A 13,553-nucleotide genomic window follows, 5' to 3' on the forward strand; every position below is an offset into this window, starting at 1 on the left:
ACAGGAGTGGACAGTCCCCACGCCCGTCGGGCCTGGAAGGTGGACGGCGACCGGCCCGAGTCTGTGCGTCATGAACGTTGCACGCACGCAGACGGAGCCGGCGGCAGGCCGGTCCCCCCGGCCGGGAGCGGCGCTCGCGGCGCTCGCCGCGGCCCAGCTCACCGTCATGCTCGCCACCTCGATCGTGAACGTGGCGCTGCCGCAGATCCGCGCCGGGGTCGGCCTCTCGGACGGCGCGGTCACCTGGGTGGTCAACGCCTACGGTCTGGCGTTCGGGGCACTGCTGCTGGCGGGCGGCCGGGCGGCCGACCTGCTCGGCCGCCGCCGGGTCCTGCTCGCCGGGCTCGCGCTGTTCGCCGCGGCCTCGCTGGCGGCGGGACTGGCCGCCACCTCGGACGTGCTGATCGGCGCCCGCGCCGCCCAGGGCCTCGCTGCGGCGGCGATCGCCCCGGCCGCGCTCGCCCTGGCGATGGAGCAGTTCCCCTCCGGCCCCGGGCGCGGCCGGGTCCTGGGGGTGTGGGGCGCGGTCTCCGGCGCGGGCGGAGCGGGCGGCGTCCTGCTCGGGGGTGTGCTCACCCAGGCACGGGGCTGGCCCTGGATCTTCCACGCGGTCGCGCTCGGGTCGGCGCTGGTCCTGGCCGCCGTGGCGGCCCTTGTACCACCGGCGCCCCGGCAGGTGAGCGGACAGGTGAGCGGGTCGGGGCGGAAGGACGGGCGGAAGGAGGCGCGGTTCGACCTGCTGGGCACCGCCACCGTCACCCTCGCCCTGACCTGCCTGGTCTGGGGCCTGACCACCGCACGCGGCGCCGGCTGGAGCGACGGCCGGGTCGTCGGCGCCCTGGGCGCCGCCGCCGTCCTGCTCCCGGTCTTCGCCGTGATCGAGCTCCGCCGGCCGAACCCACTGCTACCGCCCCGGCTGCTCGGCACCGGCCGGGTGGCCACCGGCAACCTGCTGATGGCGCTGCTGGGCTCCGTGTGGATCGCCCTGTTCTTCTTCCTTCCGCTCTACCAGCAACAGGTCCTCGGATCGGGTCCGCTGGCCACCGGAGCCGGCCAACTCCCGCTCGCGGCAGCCAACATGCTCGGCGCCGCCCTGGCGCCGCGCGTCTCCCGGCGCCTCGGCGCGGCCACCACCGTGATCGCCGCCCTGCTCACCGAAGCCGCCGGCCTGCTGTGGCTGTCGCGGATCGACGCCGACGGCAGCTACCTCACCGACGTCCTCGGGCCGAGCATCCTGATCGGCCTGGGCCTGAGCACCGCCTTCGTCCAGCTCACCGCCCTCGCCGTGGACGGCGTCCCGCCCCGGGACGCCGGACTGGCCGGCGGACTGGTCAACACCACCCGCCAGGTCGGCGGCGCGATCGGCCTCGCCGTCCTGACCACGCTGGCCGGATCCGTGACCGCCCACGCGGCCACCCACCGGCCCCACCTGGAGGCCCTCACCGCCGGGTACCGGACCGCCTTCGCCGTCTCCGCCTCCGTCGCGGCGGCCACCGCACTCCTCACGCTGCTCCTCACCCGGGCCGCCGGCCGAAGGGCCGTGGCCGCCTCTCCCCTCCCGGCGCCCGACCCGCGAACCGCCTGATTCCCCCGGGACCCGCGCCCGCCGAGCTCAACCCCTCTCCCACACAACTCCCCTCACAACTCCCCTCGCACGCAACGCACTTCACCGGAAGGACTCCTGCCATGACCACAGCGAAGCCGTACCTGACCGGCCACTTCACCCCCGTCACCGACGAGGTCGCCGTCACCGGCCTCACCGTCGAGGGCACCCTGCCCACCGAGCTCACCGGCCGGCTCCTGCGCAACGGCCACAACCCCAAGCCCGGCGTCACCCCCACCCACTGGTTCAAGGGCAGCGGCATGGTCCACGGCATCAGGCTGCGCGAGGGCCGCGCCGAGTGGTACCGCAACCGCTGGGTCCGGACCCCCGCCCTGGACGGCGCGCCCTACATGACCGAACGCGGGCCCGACCTCACCGCCAGCGCCGCCGGCACCCACGTGATCGAGCACGCCGGACGGCTGCTCGCCCTCTGCGAGGCGAACCTGCCCTTCGAACTCACCCGGGAGCTCGACACCGTCGGCGCCTACGACTTCCGCGGCAAGCTGCGCACCGCGATGACCGCGCACCCCAAGGAGGACCCGGCGACGGGCGAGCTCCACTTCTTCGGGTCCTCGCCCCTCCCGCCGTTCCTGACGTACTACGTCGCCGACGCCAAGGGCGCGATCGTCCACAGCGCCGAGGTCCCCGGCGCGACCGGCGCGCTGAAGCACGACTTCGCCATCACCCGCCGGCACGTGGTCTTCGTCGAGGGCAACGTCACCTTCGACCCCACCGACCACTCCGGCATCCCCTACGGCTGGGACGACCAGCAGCCCGCCCGGATCGGCGTCATGCCGCGCGGAAACGACGGCGCCCGGCAGGTCCGCTGGTTCTCGATCGAACCGGGCAACATGCTGCACGTCGCCAACGCCTACGAGGACGGCCGGGGCCGCATCGTCCTGGAGGGCCCCACCGTGGACCGGGACGGATTCCGGCTCTCCTGGAACTGGTGGATCGGCGCTCCCGGACGCGGCAGCGAGCCCGTCTCCCGTTCCTACACCCGCCGTTGGGTGATCGACCTGGCGGCCGGCAGCGTCGACGAGCGCATCGTCGACGACCTGCCGGTGGAGTTCCCGACCCTCAACGAGGCGTACCTGGGCGCCGAGAACCGCTACCAGTACGCCGTCGCCTTCCCCGACGAGAAGGGCTTCGGCGGCTACGGGGTGGTCAAGTACGACCGCGTCACCGGTGCCCGCCGCATCCGGCAGGTCGGCGACGCCCGGATGCCCGGCGAAGCCGTCTTCGTCCCCGCCTCCGGGGCGACCGGTGAGGACGACGGCTACCTGCTCACCGTGGTCTCCGATCTCAAGCAGGACGCCTCGCAGCTGCTGGTCCTCGACGCCGCCGGCCTCGAATGCATCGCCACCGTCCACCTGCCCCACCGGGTGAGCGCCGGACTCCACGGTTCCTGGATCCCCGACAGCGGCCCGGACGCCGACCGGGACTGACCCACGCGCCCCGGGCACCGCCGTGAACCGGCCTCGCCCGGCCCCTCACCCAGACCTCACCCGGCCCCCTCCGAAGAAGGACCCACCACGATGTCCCGTCTGCCCCGCGCCATGACCACCCTGATCGCCGCCGCGGCCCTGTCCGCCGCGCCCGCCACCACCGCCTTCGCCGCCCAGGACGCCCACGACGCCCACGACGCCGGACGGCGACCGCCGAGGATCGTCGCCGACTGGGCCTGTGCCTGGAACGGCACCGACCCCCGGGCGCTCGGCGCCCTGTTCACCGCCGACGGCGTCTACACCGACCTCGGCGTGGGCGTCACCTTCCACGGCCGCCGGGAGATCGCCGGGTGGAAGGCCCGCGCGGACAGCCTCATCGACAACGTCCACGTCACCGTGCGCGCCGCCCACCGCAACGGCGGGCGCATCACCGTCGAGACCGTCTACGCCGGCCGTCTCAAGGGCGCGCCCAAGGCCTTCGCCGTGCCGATGACCACCCTGCTCGACGTCGACCGCCGCGGGCGGATCACCTCCGACCAGGACCACTACAGCCTCGCCGACGTCCTGACCCAGTCCGGCCTGCCCGCCGACTGGACCCCGCCGGGCCACTGACCGGCCGGCCACCGGCCGACGGGCCGAAACGCCGACCGGCCCCGCTCCCTCGTTCGAAGGAGCGGGGCCGATGCCACGACTACCGGGGGCCGGTCGCGCGGGCGGTGTGGACGGTGACGGCGGTGAGGTAGAAGGCGTCCGGGCGGGTCAGGATGCCGGTGGGGGCCTCGGGGTCGAGCAGGGCGTCGAGGACCGCGCGGTCGTCGGCGTCCAGCTGCTCGGCCAGCTGGTCCCGGCGCCGGGCGAGACTGACGTGCAGGTACTCGCGGGCCGGCCCGTCCAGCGGGGCCGGACGGTCGGCCAGGAACGTCCGCGTCCCGCTCGGGACGAGGCCCGCCGCGGCCAGCATGGCCGGCCAGTCCTCCACCGTGGCGACCGAGCCGGGCAGCTCGGCCCGCATGCCGCTGAAGGTGTCCTCGTGGGCGGCGTCCAGCCGGGCCTGGAGGCCCGGGCGGCCGAGCCCGAGGTCGCGGGGGAGGAAGCGCGCGGGCAGACCGCGTTCGACCACGGCCAGCAGACCGCCCGGGCGCAGCGCCCCGGCCAGGGCGGTCAACGCGGCCTGCTGGTCGCCCAGGTGGTGGATCGCGTTGGCGGACCAGATCAGGTCGGCGGCGCCCAGGGCGGTGAAGTCGTCGGGCAGGTCGGCCTGTTGGGTGGTGATCCGACCGGCCGAGCGGGCCCGGGCGCGGTCCAGCAGGGCGGCGGACTGGTCGACGGCGACCACCTCGGCGGACGGGAAGGCGTCCGCGAGCAGGCCGGCGATCACCCCGGGGCCGCTGCCGACGTCGAGCACCCGGTCGACCGCGACACCGTCCAGCAGCCCGCGGAGCCAGCGCGCGGCCTCGGTGACGGCGGGGGCCCGGAGTTCGGCCTCGCGCTCCAGGTGGGCGGCGAGGGCGTCCCAGTCGAAGTCCGTTCCGGGGCCCTGGTGGTGGCCGTGGCCGTGGCCGTGGGTGTGGCCGTGGCCGTGGGTGGGAGTGGGGGTGTCGGCGGGACCGTGGACCCGGCCGTCCCCTTCCCGGTGCCCGGAGTCCTGGTGGGAGTGGTCGTGCGGCATGGCGTACTCCGTTCCGTCGGTGGTCGGCTTCACTGCGGTACAGCGGCGATGGCGGTGGTCGGGGCCGGGACGGCGGCGAGTGCCCGCTCGACATCCTCGTCCACCAGGTCGTGGTTGATCGCGAACGCGGCCGCCGCCCCCGCCCCGGCGGCGGTGACCACCTGGGCCCGCGGGTCGGCGACGTTGCCCACCGCCCAGACGCCCGGCACACCGGTGCGGCCCGCGCCGTCGGTGGTCACCCGGCCCTGGGCGTCCCGCTCGCAGCCGAGGTCCGACAGCAGCGCGTCCCGGGGCACCATCTGCGGGAAGAGGAAGACCGCCTCGCGGGGCACCGCCCGGCCGTCGGCGAGTTCGACCCCGCGCAGCCGGTCGTCCTCGACGACCACCCGCGCGACCGGACCCGCGACGACGCGCACGCCCCGGGCGTCGAGCCGGGCCCGGTCGGCCTCGGAGAGCTCCACGGCCTGCGGGAAGAACACCACGTCGGCCGACCACTGCCGGACGAGCAGCGCCTGGTGCACCGAGCCCGGGTGGGTGCCCAGGACGCCGAGCGGCCGGTCACGGACCTCGTAGCCGTGGCAGTACGGGCAGTGCAGCACGTCGCGGCCCCACCGCTCGGCCAGGCCGGGCAGATCCGGCAGTCCGTCGCGCAGGCCGGTGGCGACGACCACCCGGCGGGCCCGCAGCACCCGGCCGCCGGCCAGGTGGACGAGGAAGCCCGCGACCGGGGCGCCGGCGCCGTGGTGGGCGTCCGGGACCGGCTCGACGCGGTCCACCCGGGCATCGAGGAGGTCGCCCCCGTACCCCTCGACCTCCTCGCGGCCGGCCGCCAGCAGCGCGGCCGGGGACATCCCGTCCCGGGAGAGGAAGCCCCGCATGTGGGCGGCGGGCGCGTTGCGCGGTCGGCCGGTGTCCACCACGGCGACCCGGCGGCGCGCCCGCGTCAGCACCAGCGCGGCGTTCAGGCCGGCCGCGCCCGCGCCGACCACCACCACGTCGTAGTCCCCCGGGTCACGGCCCCCGGCACCGACGGCGTCGGCTCCCGCGAAGCCCTCGAATCCCTCGAAGCCGTCCGTACGGTCGGTCCCGTCGGCACGGTCGGTCCGGTCCCGGCGGCTCTCCGCCCCCGGACTGATCTGCTGGTCGCTCACGGCGATCACCTCCACCGCCAGGCTGCGGTGAACGGTGCCCACCGGGCAACTTTCGTTGCCGTTTCCGCAACAGGCGCCAGGGCGCTCAGCGCGTGCGCCGCCAGTAGTCGCGGTCGGCCGGCGCCAGCGCCGCCCCGTAGACCGCGAAGGCGCCGAGGCCGATCCAGCAGACCAGCAGGGCGTCACCCGCCACCGGCGGCGCCGCCACGCTCCGCTCCCGACGCGCCGCCCTCGACGCGCGCCCGCCCCTTGCCCTGGAGCGCGCTCCAGCCCGTAGCGTCGACACCGAGGGTGCCGGGCGGAACGGGCGGCACCGCCGTTCCCGACACACCGCCGTTCCCGACACACCGCCGTTCCCGAAGCACCGCCGTTCCCGAAGCACGCACCACCACCCGTCACCAGGGGGACGAGAACCATGCGCTACCGCATCCTCGGCGGCACCGGCATCGAGGTGAGCACCTACTGCCTCGGCACCATGATGTTCGGCGCGGTCGGCAACCCCGACCACGACGACTGCGCCCGGATCATCCACACCGCGCTCGACGCGGGCATCAACTTCGTCGACACCGCCGACATGTACTCCGGCGGCGAGTCCGAGGAGATCGTGGGCAAGGCCCTGCAGGCCCGGGGCGACCGCGACGACGTCGTCCTCGCCACCAAGGTGCACTTCCCGATGGGCGAGGGCCGCAACCGGGGCGGCAACTCCCGGCGGTGGATCGTCCGGGAGGTCGAGGAGAGCCTGCGCCGGCTGCGCACCGACCGGATCGACCTCTACCAGGTGCACCGGCCCGACCACCGCACCGACGTCGAGGAGACCCTCTCCGCCCTCGGCGACCTGGTCCGGGCCGGCAAGATCCGCGCCTTCGGCTGCTCGACCTTCCCCGCCGAGGAGATCGTCGAGGCCCACCACGTGTCCGAGCGGCGCGGCCTGCCCCGCTTCCGGACCGAGCAGCCGCCGTACTCGCTGCTCGCCCGGGGCGTCGAGCGGCACGTCCTGCCGACCGTGCGACGGCTCGGCATGGGCGCGCTGACCTGGTCCCCGCTCGCGTCGGGCTTCCTCACCGGCCGCTACCGCAAGGGCCGGCCGATCGACCTGAGCACCGGCCGCGCCGCCCTCACCCCGGCCCGGTTCGACCCGTCGCTCCCGGTCAACGCGGCCAAGCTGGACGCCGTCGAGGAGCTGACCGCCGTCGCGGAGGGCCTCGGCCGCACCCTGCCGGAGCTGGCCATCGCCTTCCCGCTCGCACACCCGGCGGTCACCTCGGTGATCATCGGCCCGCGTACCCTCGGCCAACTGGAGTCGGCCCTCAAGGGCGCCGACCTCGTGCTGGACGACGCCACCCTCGACCGGATCGACGCCGTCGTCCCGCCCGGCACCGACCTCTACCACCCGGACGGCGTCTGGCGACCGCCCGCCCTCACCGACCCGGCCCTCCGCCGCCGTCCGGCCACCGACCGCCCGGCGGCGGGCTGACCCAGTGCCACGCCCGCCACCACCGCCACGCCCAGCGCGTCGGCCGCCCCGGCCGGGCCCGCCACTACCGCCGCAGCAGGTCGATCACGCCGGTGAGGTCCTCGCCGCCGTTCCGGCCGTCCTCAACCAGTCGCCGCTGCATCAGGGCGAAGTAGGGCGTCAGCAGCTCCGGGCTGACGCCCTGCTCCTCGGCGGTGCGCAGGAAAGTCGGCACCCCGGCCACCTGCATGGCGAGGTTCGAGACCACGCCCCGGGTGTAGTCGCCGGCCTCCAGCTGCGCGGCGGTCGCCGCCACCGAACCCGTCATGGCGGTGAGCCACGACGTGAGCAGCGGCGCGAACCCGCCCGGGGCGACGGACTCGGCCCGGACCAGCGCGAAGGCGTGCGCGACGCCGGCGAACATGCCGTACATCGCGCTCAGCAGCGCCACGTCGTGCAGCGCGGCGAGCCCGGCGTCCTCGCCGACATAGTCGGTGCCCGCCGGGGCGGCGAGGACCTCCCGGTGGTCCTCGAACAGCGCGCGCGAGCCGCTGTAGAAGACGTACGGCCCGGCCGCGGGGACGCCGATCATCGGCGGGACGGCCATGATCCCGCCGTCCAGGTACCGGGCGCCGCGGCCGGCGGCCCAGGCGGCCCGGGCCCGGGCCTCACCGGGCGTGCCGGTGACCAGGTTGACGACGTCCTTGCCCGTCAGGTCGGCGTCGGCGAGCGCCTCCTCGACCGAGGCGTCGTCGAGCAGGCAGACCACCACCAGCCGGTTGGCGGCGACCGCCGCGGCAGCGGTGGAGGCCACCGCTGCGCCCCGGGCGGCGAGCGGTTCGGCGCGGGCGGCGGTGCGGTTCCAGACGGTCAGCGGGTACCCGGCGGCGAGCCAGGCGTCGGCCAGCGCGGTGCCCATCGCGCCGAGGCCGAGCAGGGTGACGGGGGTCTTCGAAACGGTGTCGGCTGCGTTCTCTGTCATGCCGGTCAGGCTCGCCCCCGGGCGCCGGAACGCTCAAGTACGCACTTCGAAGTGGGTGGTTACCCTGGGGTGAGCGAACAGGTCGGAGAGGTGGGGGCATGGCGACCGTACCGAGGCCCGGCGCGTACGTGTGCGGGATCGACGCCGCGATGGACGTGATCGGCGGCAAGTGGAAGGTCCTGATCCTCTGGGCGCTGGCCGAGCGGCCGGACTGCCGGTTCGGCGAGCTGCGCCGCCGGGTACCGGGGATCACCGAGAAGGTGCTCGCCGCCCACCTGCGCGAGCTGGAGACGGACGGTGTCGTGCACCGCGAGTCGTACGACGAGGTGCCGCCGCGGGTCGAGTACTCGCTGACGGCGGTCGGGGAACGGCTCAACGAGGCGTTGGCCCCGCTCGGCGCCTGGGGGCGCGAGCACGTCCTGGGCGCCGACCCGCACGCCGCGCCGGGCCCGCTGCCGGCCTGAGGGCACGCGCCCGCGTGCCCGGGCGTGCTCGCGCCGCCCGCGCCGCCCGCCCACTCGGGACGAACGGGCGGTCACATCGGAGGGGCGGCCGTCAGGACCGGCGCACGGACAGGCAAGCAGGCAGGCGGACGTCAGGCGATCGAGGCCGACACGATCGCCGCCACCGCGAGGTTGCAACTGGCGGTCACCCAGACCGCCGGGTGCGGCTCCGGGTCGACCAGGATCGCGCCAAGCTTGCCCGGCGTCAGCACGTCCACCACCCAGAACGCGACGGCCATCAGCACCAGGCCCAGCACGCCGAAGCTGATCGTCGAGGCCAGGCCCTTCCCGAAGTCCTCGTACGTGTAGAGGATCGCGGTGAAGACGATGCCGCCGATGCCGAGCAGCGCCGAACTGAGCAGCACGGCGGCGTTGCGGTTGCGCTCCACCCAGATCTGCCGGCCGAGCTTGCCCGGCGTCAGGAGGTCCACCAGGAGGATGCCGAGGAGCAGCAGCACCACGCCGACCCCGCCGAATGCGGCAGCCGCGCCGAGACCGTTCAGGATGTCGTTCATGGGTGTCCGTCCCCCGGTTGCACGTGTGTCGCTGGGCCGACCGCCGTCCGGCGCGGTCCCACGGTCAAGGATCGGCAAAAGATATCCCATCGGACCCGGCCGCGGCCGGGGAACGGGCCCCCCTCCCGTACCATCCGGCACCGCGCGTACCATCGGGCGCCATGACGCAGTCCCTGCCCGCCGCCCCCGCTCCGAGACCGGACGCACCCGCCCGGATTCCGGACGCCGGGACCCCGGACGCCGCCCCGCCCCCCGCCGTCGCGGAGCCGGCCACCACGCCCTCCGCCGTGGCGCCGGCCGGTCGCCGCCGCTCGGGCTTCGTCACCCTCGGCATGGTCGGCACGCTCGCTCTGGCCCTGTCCGGCTGCTCGTCCTCCTCCGGCAGCAACCCGCCGAGCCGCTGCGTCGACCCCGGCACCCTCAAGGTGCTGGACCGGCACGCCTGCACCGGCACCGGCACCGGCACCGCCACCGCGGGCCGCTGGTACTACTGCGGCTCCGGCTCCGCGACCGCCCTCGGCGGCACGTTCGACAAGGCCGCCACCAAGCGCGGCGGCTTCGGCTGCCCGTCGGGCTCCAGCGGTTCGGGCGGGGGCTGATCCGCCGTGCGCCGCCGCACCGTCACCCCGCGCCCGGACTGGCTGGCCACCGTGGAGAGCCAGGGCCTGATCTACGCCATGTGCTCCGACCCCTGCAACCAGGGCGGCCCGCACGCCTACTGGGACGAGTCCGCGTACTACGAGTTCTCGCTGCCCGAGGTGGAGGCGCTGGAGGAGGTCGTCGAGGAGCTGCACGAACTGTGCCTGGCCGCCGCCGACCACGTGGTCCGCACCGGCCGGTTCGCCGACTACGGCATCACCGACCCCCGGCTGGCCGCCGCGGTCGCCGAGTCCTGGCGCCGGCGCGACGAACAGCCCGCCCTCTACGGGCGGTTCGACCTCGCGTACGACGGCACCGGGCCGGCGAAGCTCTTCGAGTACAACGCCGACACCCCGACCTCGCTGATCGAGGCGGCCGGCCCGCAGTGGTTCTGGATGGAGGAGCGGTTCCCGGGCGCCGACCAGTGGAACTCGCTGCACGAGCGGCTGGTGGCCTCCTGGACCCGGCAGAAGCACCTGCTGCCACCCGGCCCGGTGCACTTCGCGCACTCGCGCGGCGACACCGAGGGCGAGGACTGGATGACGACCCTCTACCTCCAGGAGTGCGCCGAGCAGGCCGGCATCGAGACCGTCGGCATCGCCATGGAGGACATCGGCTGGGATCCTCTCTCGGGCCGCTTCGTCGATCTCGAACACCGCTTCGTCCGCGCCGCGTTCAAGCTCTACCCGTGGGAGTGGCTGGCCTCCGACGAGTTCGGCCCCCAGCTGCTGGACGTCATCGACCACGGCGGCTCCACCGGCTCCACGCTGTGGATCGAGCCGGCCTGGAAGATGCTGCTCTCCAACAAGGCGCTGCTGGCCGTGCTCTGGGAGCTGTTCCCGGGCCACCCCAACCTGCTGCCCGCCTACCTGGACGGCCCGCGCGAACTCGCCGACCCGGACGGGCCCGGTTACGCGGCCAAGCCGCTGCTCGGCCGCGAGGGCGCCGGCGTGCGGATCGTCGAACCGGGCGGCCGCGAGACCCGCCTCGCCGAGTGGGCCGGCGACCCGGACCGCTACGGCGCCGAGGGCCACTGCTACCAGCAGCTGCACCCGCTGCCCGACTTCGACGGCAACCGCCCGGTGCTCGGCACCTGGGTGGTGGACGGCGAGTCGGCGGGCCTCGGGATCCGCGAGACCGACGACAGCCCGATCACCCACCAGGGCGCCCGCTTCCTCCCGCACGTCATCGTCTAGGACGGGCCCGTCGGCGGCCCTCGGTACACGGAACCTTCACGCCCGGCACAGGATGGTCAAGAACGGGCACGGTCGGTCATGATGTCGGGTGCCCCGATCGAGCGGGCCCTCCCGGGTGCCGCGCCGACGGCACCTGCCCGACGCGCCCCGCACCACCCCGTACGCCCCTCGTACCGCCCTCCCCGCACCGCCCTTCCCCGCACCGACCCTGCCCGTACCGTCCCGGAGACCCGCCATGCGCAGACTGACCCACGCCGAGTTCCTCGCCATGAGGAGGTTCGACGCACTGGACGGCCTGCGCGCGATCGCCGCCGTGATCGTGGTCTTCTTCCACTACGGCGGCCCGCAGTCGAAGTTCCTCTCCGGCTGGATCGGCGTCCACACCTTCTTCGTCCTCTCCGGCTTCCTCATCACAACCCTGATGCTGCGTGAGAAGGACCGGACCGGGCGGATCTCGCTGCGGAACTTCTACATCCGGCGAATATTCCGGATCGTGCCGCTGTACTACGTCGGGCTGCTGATCACCATGCTCGCGGTCTACCGGTCCGGGTACAGCTGGAACGTCCTGATGAACCACCTGCCGCACTTCCTCGGCTTCATGAACGAGTACCAGCTGGCCGGCGACACCCCGTACCTGCACACCTGGACCATCGGCATCGAGCAGAAGTTCTACCTGGTCTGGCCGCTCGCGCTGATCCTGGTCGGCCTGATCTCCGAGAAGCTCCGCACGCCCCTCGCCGTGGCCGCCATCGTGCTCGTCCTGATCCCGTACAACACGACCTGGGAGGGGATGGGCATCCACTACTCGGTGCTGCTCACCGGCGCCCTGCTCGCCGTCGTGCTGCACCACCGCCTGGGCTTCGCCCTGCTGAGTCCGCTCACCCACCCGGTGGTGGGCGTGGTCGCCGGGGCGGGATTCGTCGTCCTGCACCAGCACATCCCCGACATCACGGCCCACTTCGGTGACGAACGGCCCACCGTGTTCCTGTACGGCGTCGGCGTCGCGCTCCTGCTGCCCACCCTGATGGCTCCCGGCCCGGGCCGCTGGGTGCTCTCGCTGCGCCCGCTCGTCTTCGTCGGCGAACGCTCCTACGGGCTGTACCTGCTCCAGGCCACGGCCGTGCCCGTCGCCGTCACCCTGGCGCCGTGGATCTCCGGGCAGTCCCCGCTGTTCGCGACGGCCGCCTGCCTGGTCGCCCTGTTCGCCGCCGACGCGCTGCACCGCCGCGTGGAGACGCCGATGATCGAGGTCGGCCGCCGCCTGATCAAGTGGTTCGACGCGCGCGCCGCCCGCAAGGGCCCGGCCGACCCGGCCGTGGAGGCGGGCACCGGTACCGGCACCGCGCCGAAGGCCGAGCCCCGGACCGACCCGGCCCTCGCCGGCGGCCCCCGGTAACCCCCGCCCCACCCCCGTCCGCTCCACCCCCGCCCACCCCGGCCGTGGAGCGGACGGCACGGCAGAGTCGGCGCGGACGCCCTCGCCGCCTTCCGGAGCAGGACCACAGCCCTGGATTTCCGCCTCCGCCGGGATCTCTCCGCCACAGGGCCTCCATGAACGGGTCACGCCTTCGGCGGGACCCGGCGACTTCCGCGAACACGACATCGCCCCCTTCGCCGAGGGAATGACGCCGCCTCGCTAGCCGCTGGTGCCCGCGCAGGTCGAGCAGTGGGTCGCCGAGGTCTGCGCTCTCGGCCAGATGGTCGAGAAGGGTTCGGACACCGACCGCCCGCTCCCCGAGGACTTGGCCCGCATCCACAACCGGTTCGAACGGATCCATCCGTTCCTCGACGGCAACGGCCGCACCGGGCGACTGGTCATGAACCTCGTCCTCGTCCGCCTCGGGTACCCGCCGATCATCATCTTCAAGCGGCAGCGGGACGCGTACCTGACCGCGCTGCGCAGGGCGGGCGCAGGAGACTGTGGCACCCTCGGCGAGCTGATCGCCGGAGCGATGGAAGACAATCTCAACCGCTTCATCGTCCCCAACGCGGCCGGCCCGGCCAGGATGGTCCCGCTCGCCGCGCTCGTCGACGAAGAGCTGTCCCTCGCCGCGCTCCGGCAGGCGGCTCAGCGCGGCCGCCTGAACGCCGCACAGGGCACCGACGGAGTCTGGCGTTCGTCACGCACGTCCGTCGATGCCTACAAGGCCGCCAAGCATCAGCGCAGGCCCCGCTCCACGGCATGAACCCTGCTCCGGAATGCGGACACCGCCCGTGATGTTTGATTGGGGCATGGCTTCTCGTGCACGTGTCCGCGCCCCCGAACTGGTCGGCGCCGGTGGATGGCTCAACACAGGCGGCAAGGAACTCACCCTCGCCGACTTCCGGGGCAAGATCACCATCCTGGATTTCTGGATGTCCTACACAATGTAGGGATCTCCAGAGGGGGCGTAC

Annotated in this window: 15 protein-coding genes; 10 read left to right on the forward strand and 5 right to left on the reverse strand. The window is 74.1% G+C overall.

The window, feature by feature from the left end; genetic code table 11:
- Positions 1-70: 70 nt before the first annotated feature.
- The 3 genes from PUR61_RS38915 (at position 71) to PUR61_RS38925 (ending at position 3,663) form a co-directional block, all read left to right on the forward strand.
- Positions 71-1,585, forward strand: coding sequence for an MFS transporter (locus PUR61_RS38915; protein WP_329884628.1), 1,515 nt, complete (start codon positions 71-73; stop codon positions 1,583-1,585).
- 101 nt (positions 1,586-1,686) lie between these two features.
- Entirely contained in the window at positions 1,687-3,051 is a 1,365-nt protein-coding gene (locus PUR61_RS38920) for a carotenoid oxygenase family protein (protein WP_329884630.1), read from the forward strand.
- A gap of 90 nt (positions 3,052-3,141) precedes the next feature.
- Complete coding sequence (locus tag PUR61_RS38925; RefSeq protein ID WP_329884632.1) at positions 3,142-3,663, forward strand: nuclear transport factor 2 family protein; 522 nt, start codon at positions 3,142-3,144, stop codon at positions 3,661-3,663.
- A 79-nt stretch (positions 3,664-3,742) separates the two neighbouring features.
- Here PUR61_RS38925 and PUR61_RS38930 read toward each other — a convergent pair whose 3' ends face one another.
- The 3 genes from PUR61_RS38930 to PUR61_RS38940 all read right to left on the reverse strand — a co-directional run bounded on the left by PUR61_RS38930 (position 3,743) and on the right by PUR61_RS38940 (position 6,079).
- Positions 3,743-4,720 carry a class I SAM-dependent methyltransferase gene (locus tag PUR61_RS38930; protein WP_443035325.1) on the reverse strand — a complete coding sequence of 326 codons (978 nt, stop codon included), beginning with the start codon at positions 4,718-4,720 and terminating at the stop codon, positions 3,743-3,745.
- A 29-nt stretch (positions 4,721-4,749) separates the two neighbouring features.
- Positions 4,750-5,715, reverse strand: a complete 966-nt coding sequence (locus PUR61_RS38935; protein ID WP_329884990.1) for an NAD(P)/FAD-dependent oxidoreductase — start codon at positions 5,713-5,715, stop codon at positions 4,750-4,752.
- Positions 5,716-5,956: 241 nt separating this feature from the next.
- Positions 5,957-6,079 (reverse strand): hypothetical protein, encoded by a 123-nt coding sequence (locus tag PUR61_RS38940; protein WP_329884635.1) that lies wholly within the window; start codon positions 6,077-6,079, stop codon positions 5,957-5,959.
- Between the two features lie 207 nt (positions 6,080-6,286).
- On the opposite strand from PUR61_RS38940, the gene PUR61_RS38945 reads away from it, so the two are divergent.
- Positions 6,287-7,345: an aldo/keto reductase gene (locus tag PUR61_RS38945; RefSeq protein ID WP_329884637.1), complete on the forward strand. Its 1,059-nt coding sequence runs from the start codon at positions 6,287-6,289 to the stop codon at positions 7,343-7,345.
- A 64-nt stretch (positions 7,346-7,409) separates the two neighbouring features.
- On the opposite strand, the gene PUR61_RS38950 is transcribed toward PUR61_RS38945, so the two are convergent.
- The gene (locus tag PUR61_RS38950; protein ID WP_329884639.1) at positions 7,410-8,306 is read right to left on the reverse strand and encodes an NAD(P)-dependent oxidoreductase; all 897 of its coding nucleotides are present in this window, start codon (positions 8,304-8,306) and stop codon (positions 7,410-7,412) included.
- A 98-nt stretch (positions 8,307-8,404) separates the two neighbouring features.
- On the opposite strand from PUR61_RS38950, the gene PUR61_RS38955 reads away from it, so the two are divergent.
- A complete protein-coding gene (locus tag PUR61_RS38955; RefSeq protein WP_329884641.1) occupies positions 8,405-8,770 on the forward strand; it encodes a winged helix-turn-helix transcriptional regulator in 366 nt (121 codons plus the stop codon).
- A 131-nt stretch (positions 8,771-8,901) separates the two neighbouring features.
- On the opposite strand, the gene PUR61_RS38960 is transcribed toward PUR61_RS38955, so the two are convergent.
- A complete protein-coding gene (locus PUR61_RS38960; protein ID WP_329884643.1) occupies positions 8,902-9,324 on the reverse strand; it encodes a DUF350 domain-containing protein in 423 nt (140 codons plus the stop codon).
- A 161-nt stretch (positions 9,325-9,485) separates the two neighbouring features.
- Here PUR61_RS38960 and PUR61_RS38965 point away from each other — a divergent pair, with 161 nt between their 5' ends.
- From PUR61_RS38965 to PUR61_RS38985, 5 genes are all read left to right on the forward strand, one after another.
- Positions 9,486-9,923 (forward strand): hypothetical protein, encoded by a 438-nt coding sequence (locus tag PUR61_RS38965; protein WP_329884645.1) that lies wholly within the window; start codon positions 9,486-9,488, stop codon positions 9,921-9,923.
- Between the two features lie 6 nt (positions 9,924-9,929).
- Positions 9,930-11,159 (forward strand): glutathionylspermidine synthase family protein, encoded by a 1,230-nt coding sequence (locus tag PUR61_RS38970; protein ID WP_329884647.1) that lies wholly within the window; start codon positions 9,930-9,932, stop codon positions 11,157-11,159.
- Positions 11,160-11,394: 235 nt separating this feature from the next.
- On the forward strand, positions 11,395-12,555 hold the full coding sequence (locus tag PUR61_RS38975) for an acyltransferase family protein (RefSeq protein ID WP_329884649.1): 1,161 nt from the start codon (positions 11,395-11,397) through the stop codon (positions 12,553-12,555).
- Between the two features lie 250 nt (positions 12,556-12,805).
- A complete protein-coding gene (locus tag PUR61_RS38980; protein ID WP_329884651.1) occupies positions 12,806-13,345 on the forward strand; it encodes a Fic family protein in 540 nt (179 codons plus the stop codon).
- Between the two features lie 46 nt (positions 13,346-13,391).
- Positions 13,392-13,532 carry a hypothetical protein gene (locus PUR61_RS38985; RefSeq protein WP_329885017.1) on the forward strand — a complete coding sequence of 47 codons (141 nt, stop codon included), beginning with the start codon at positions 13,392-13,394 and terminating at the stop codon, positions 13,530-13,532.
- The last annotated feature ends 21 nt before the right edge of the window (positions 13,533-13,553 follow it).

The organism is Streptomyces sp. BE20, from assembly GCF_036322525.1.
Taxonomy (GTDB): domain Bacteria; phylum Actinomycetota; class Actinomycetes; order Streptomycetales; family Streptomycetaceae; genus Kitasatospora.

What these genes read in the sequence shown, in the direction of transcription:
- PUR61_RS38930 (WP_443035325.1), bottom strand. Translation starts at nt 4,720, where the DNA reads ATGCCGCACGACCACTCCCACCAGGACTCCGGGCACCGGGAAGGGGAC.
- PUR61_RS38955 (WP_329884641.1), top strand. Translation starts at nt 8,405, where the DNA reads ATGGCGACCGTACCGAGGCCCGGCGCGTACGTGTGCGGGATCGACGCC.
- PUR61_RS38960 (WP_329884643.1), bottom strand. Translation starts at nt 9,324, where the DNA reads ATGAACGACATCCTGAACGGTCTCGGCGCGGCTGCCGCATTCGGCGGG.
- PUR61_RS38985 (WP_329885017.1), top strand. Translation starts at nt 13,392, where the DNA reads ATGGCTTCTCGTGCACGTGTCCGCGCCCCCGAACTGGTCGGCGCCGGT.
- PUR61_RS38915 (WP_329884628.1), top strand. Translation starts at nt 71, where the DNA reads ATGAACGTTGCACGCACGCAGACGGAGCCGGCGGCAGGCCGGTCCCCC.
- PUR61_RS38965 (WP_329884645.1), top strand. Translation starts at nt 9,486, where the DNA reads ATGACGCAGTCCCTGCCCGCCGCCCCCGCTCCGAGACCGGACGCACCC.
- PUR61_RS38975 (WP_329884649.1), top strand. Translation starts at nt 11,395, where the DNA reads ATGCGCAGACTGACCCACGCCGAGTTCCTCGCCATGAGGAGGTTCGAC.
- PUR61_RS38950 (WP_329884639.1), bottom strand. Translation starts at nt 8,306, where the DNA reads ATGACAGAGAACGCAGCCGACACCGTTTCGAAGACCCCCGTCACCCTG.
- PUR61_RS38945 (WP_329884637.1), top strand. Translation starts at nt 6,287, where the DNA reads ATGCGCTACCGCATCCTCGGCGGCACCGGCATCGAGGTGAGCACCTAC.
- PUR61_RS38920 (WP_329884630.1), top strand. Translation starts at nt 1,687, where the DNA reads ATGACCACAGCGAAGCCGTACCTGACCGGCCACTTCACCCCCGTCACC.
- PUR61_RS38925 (WP_329884632.1), top strand. Translation starts at nt 3,142, where the DNA reads ATGTCCCGTCTGCCCCGCGCCATGACCACCCTGATCGCCGCCGCGGCC.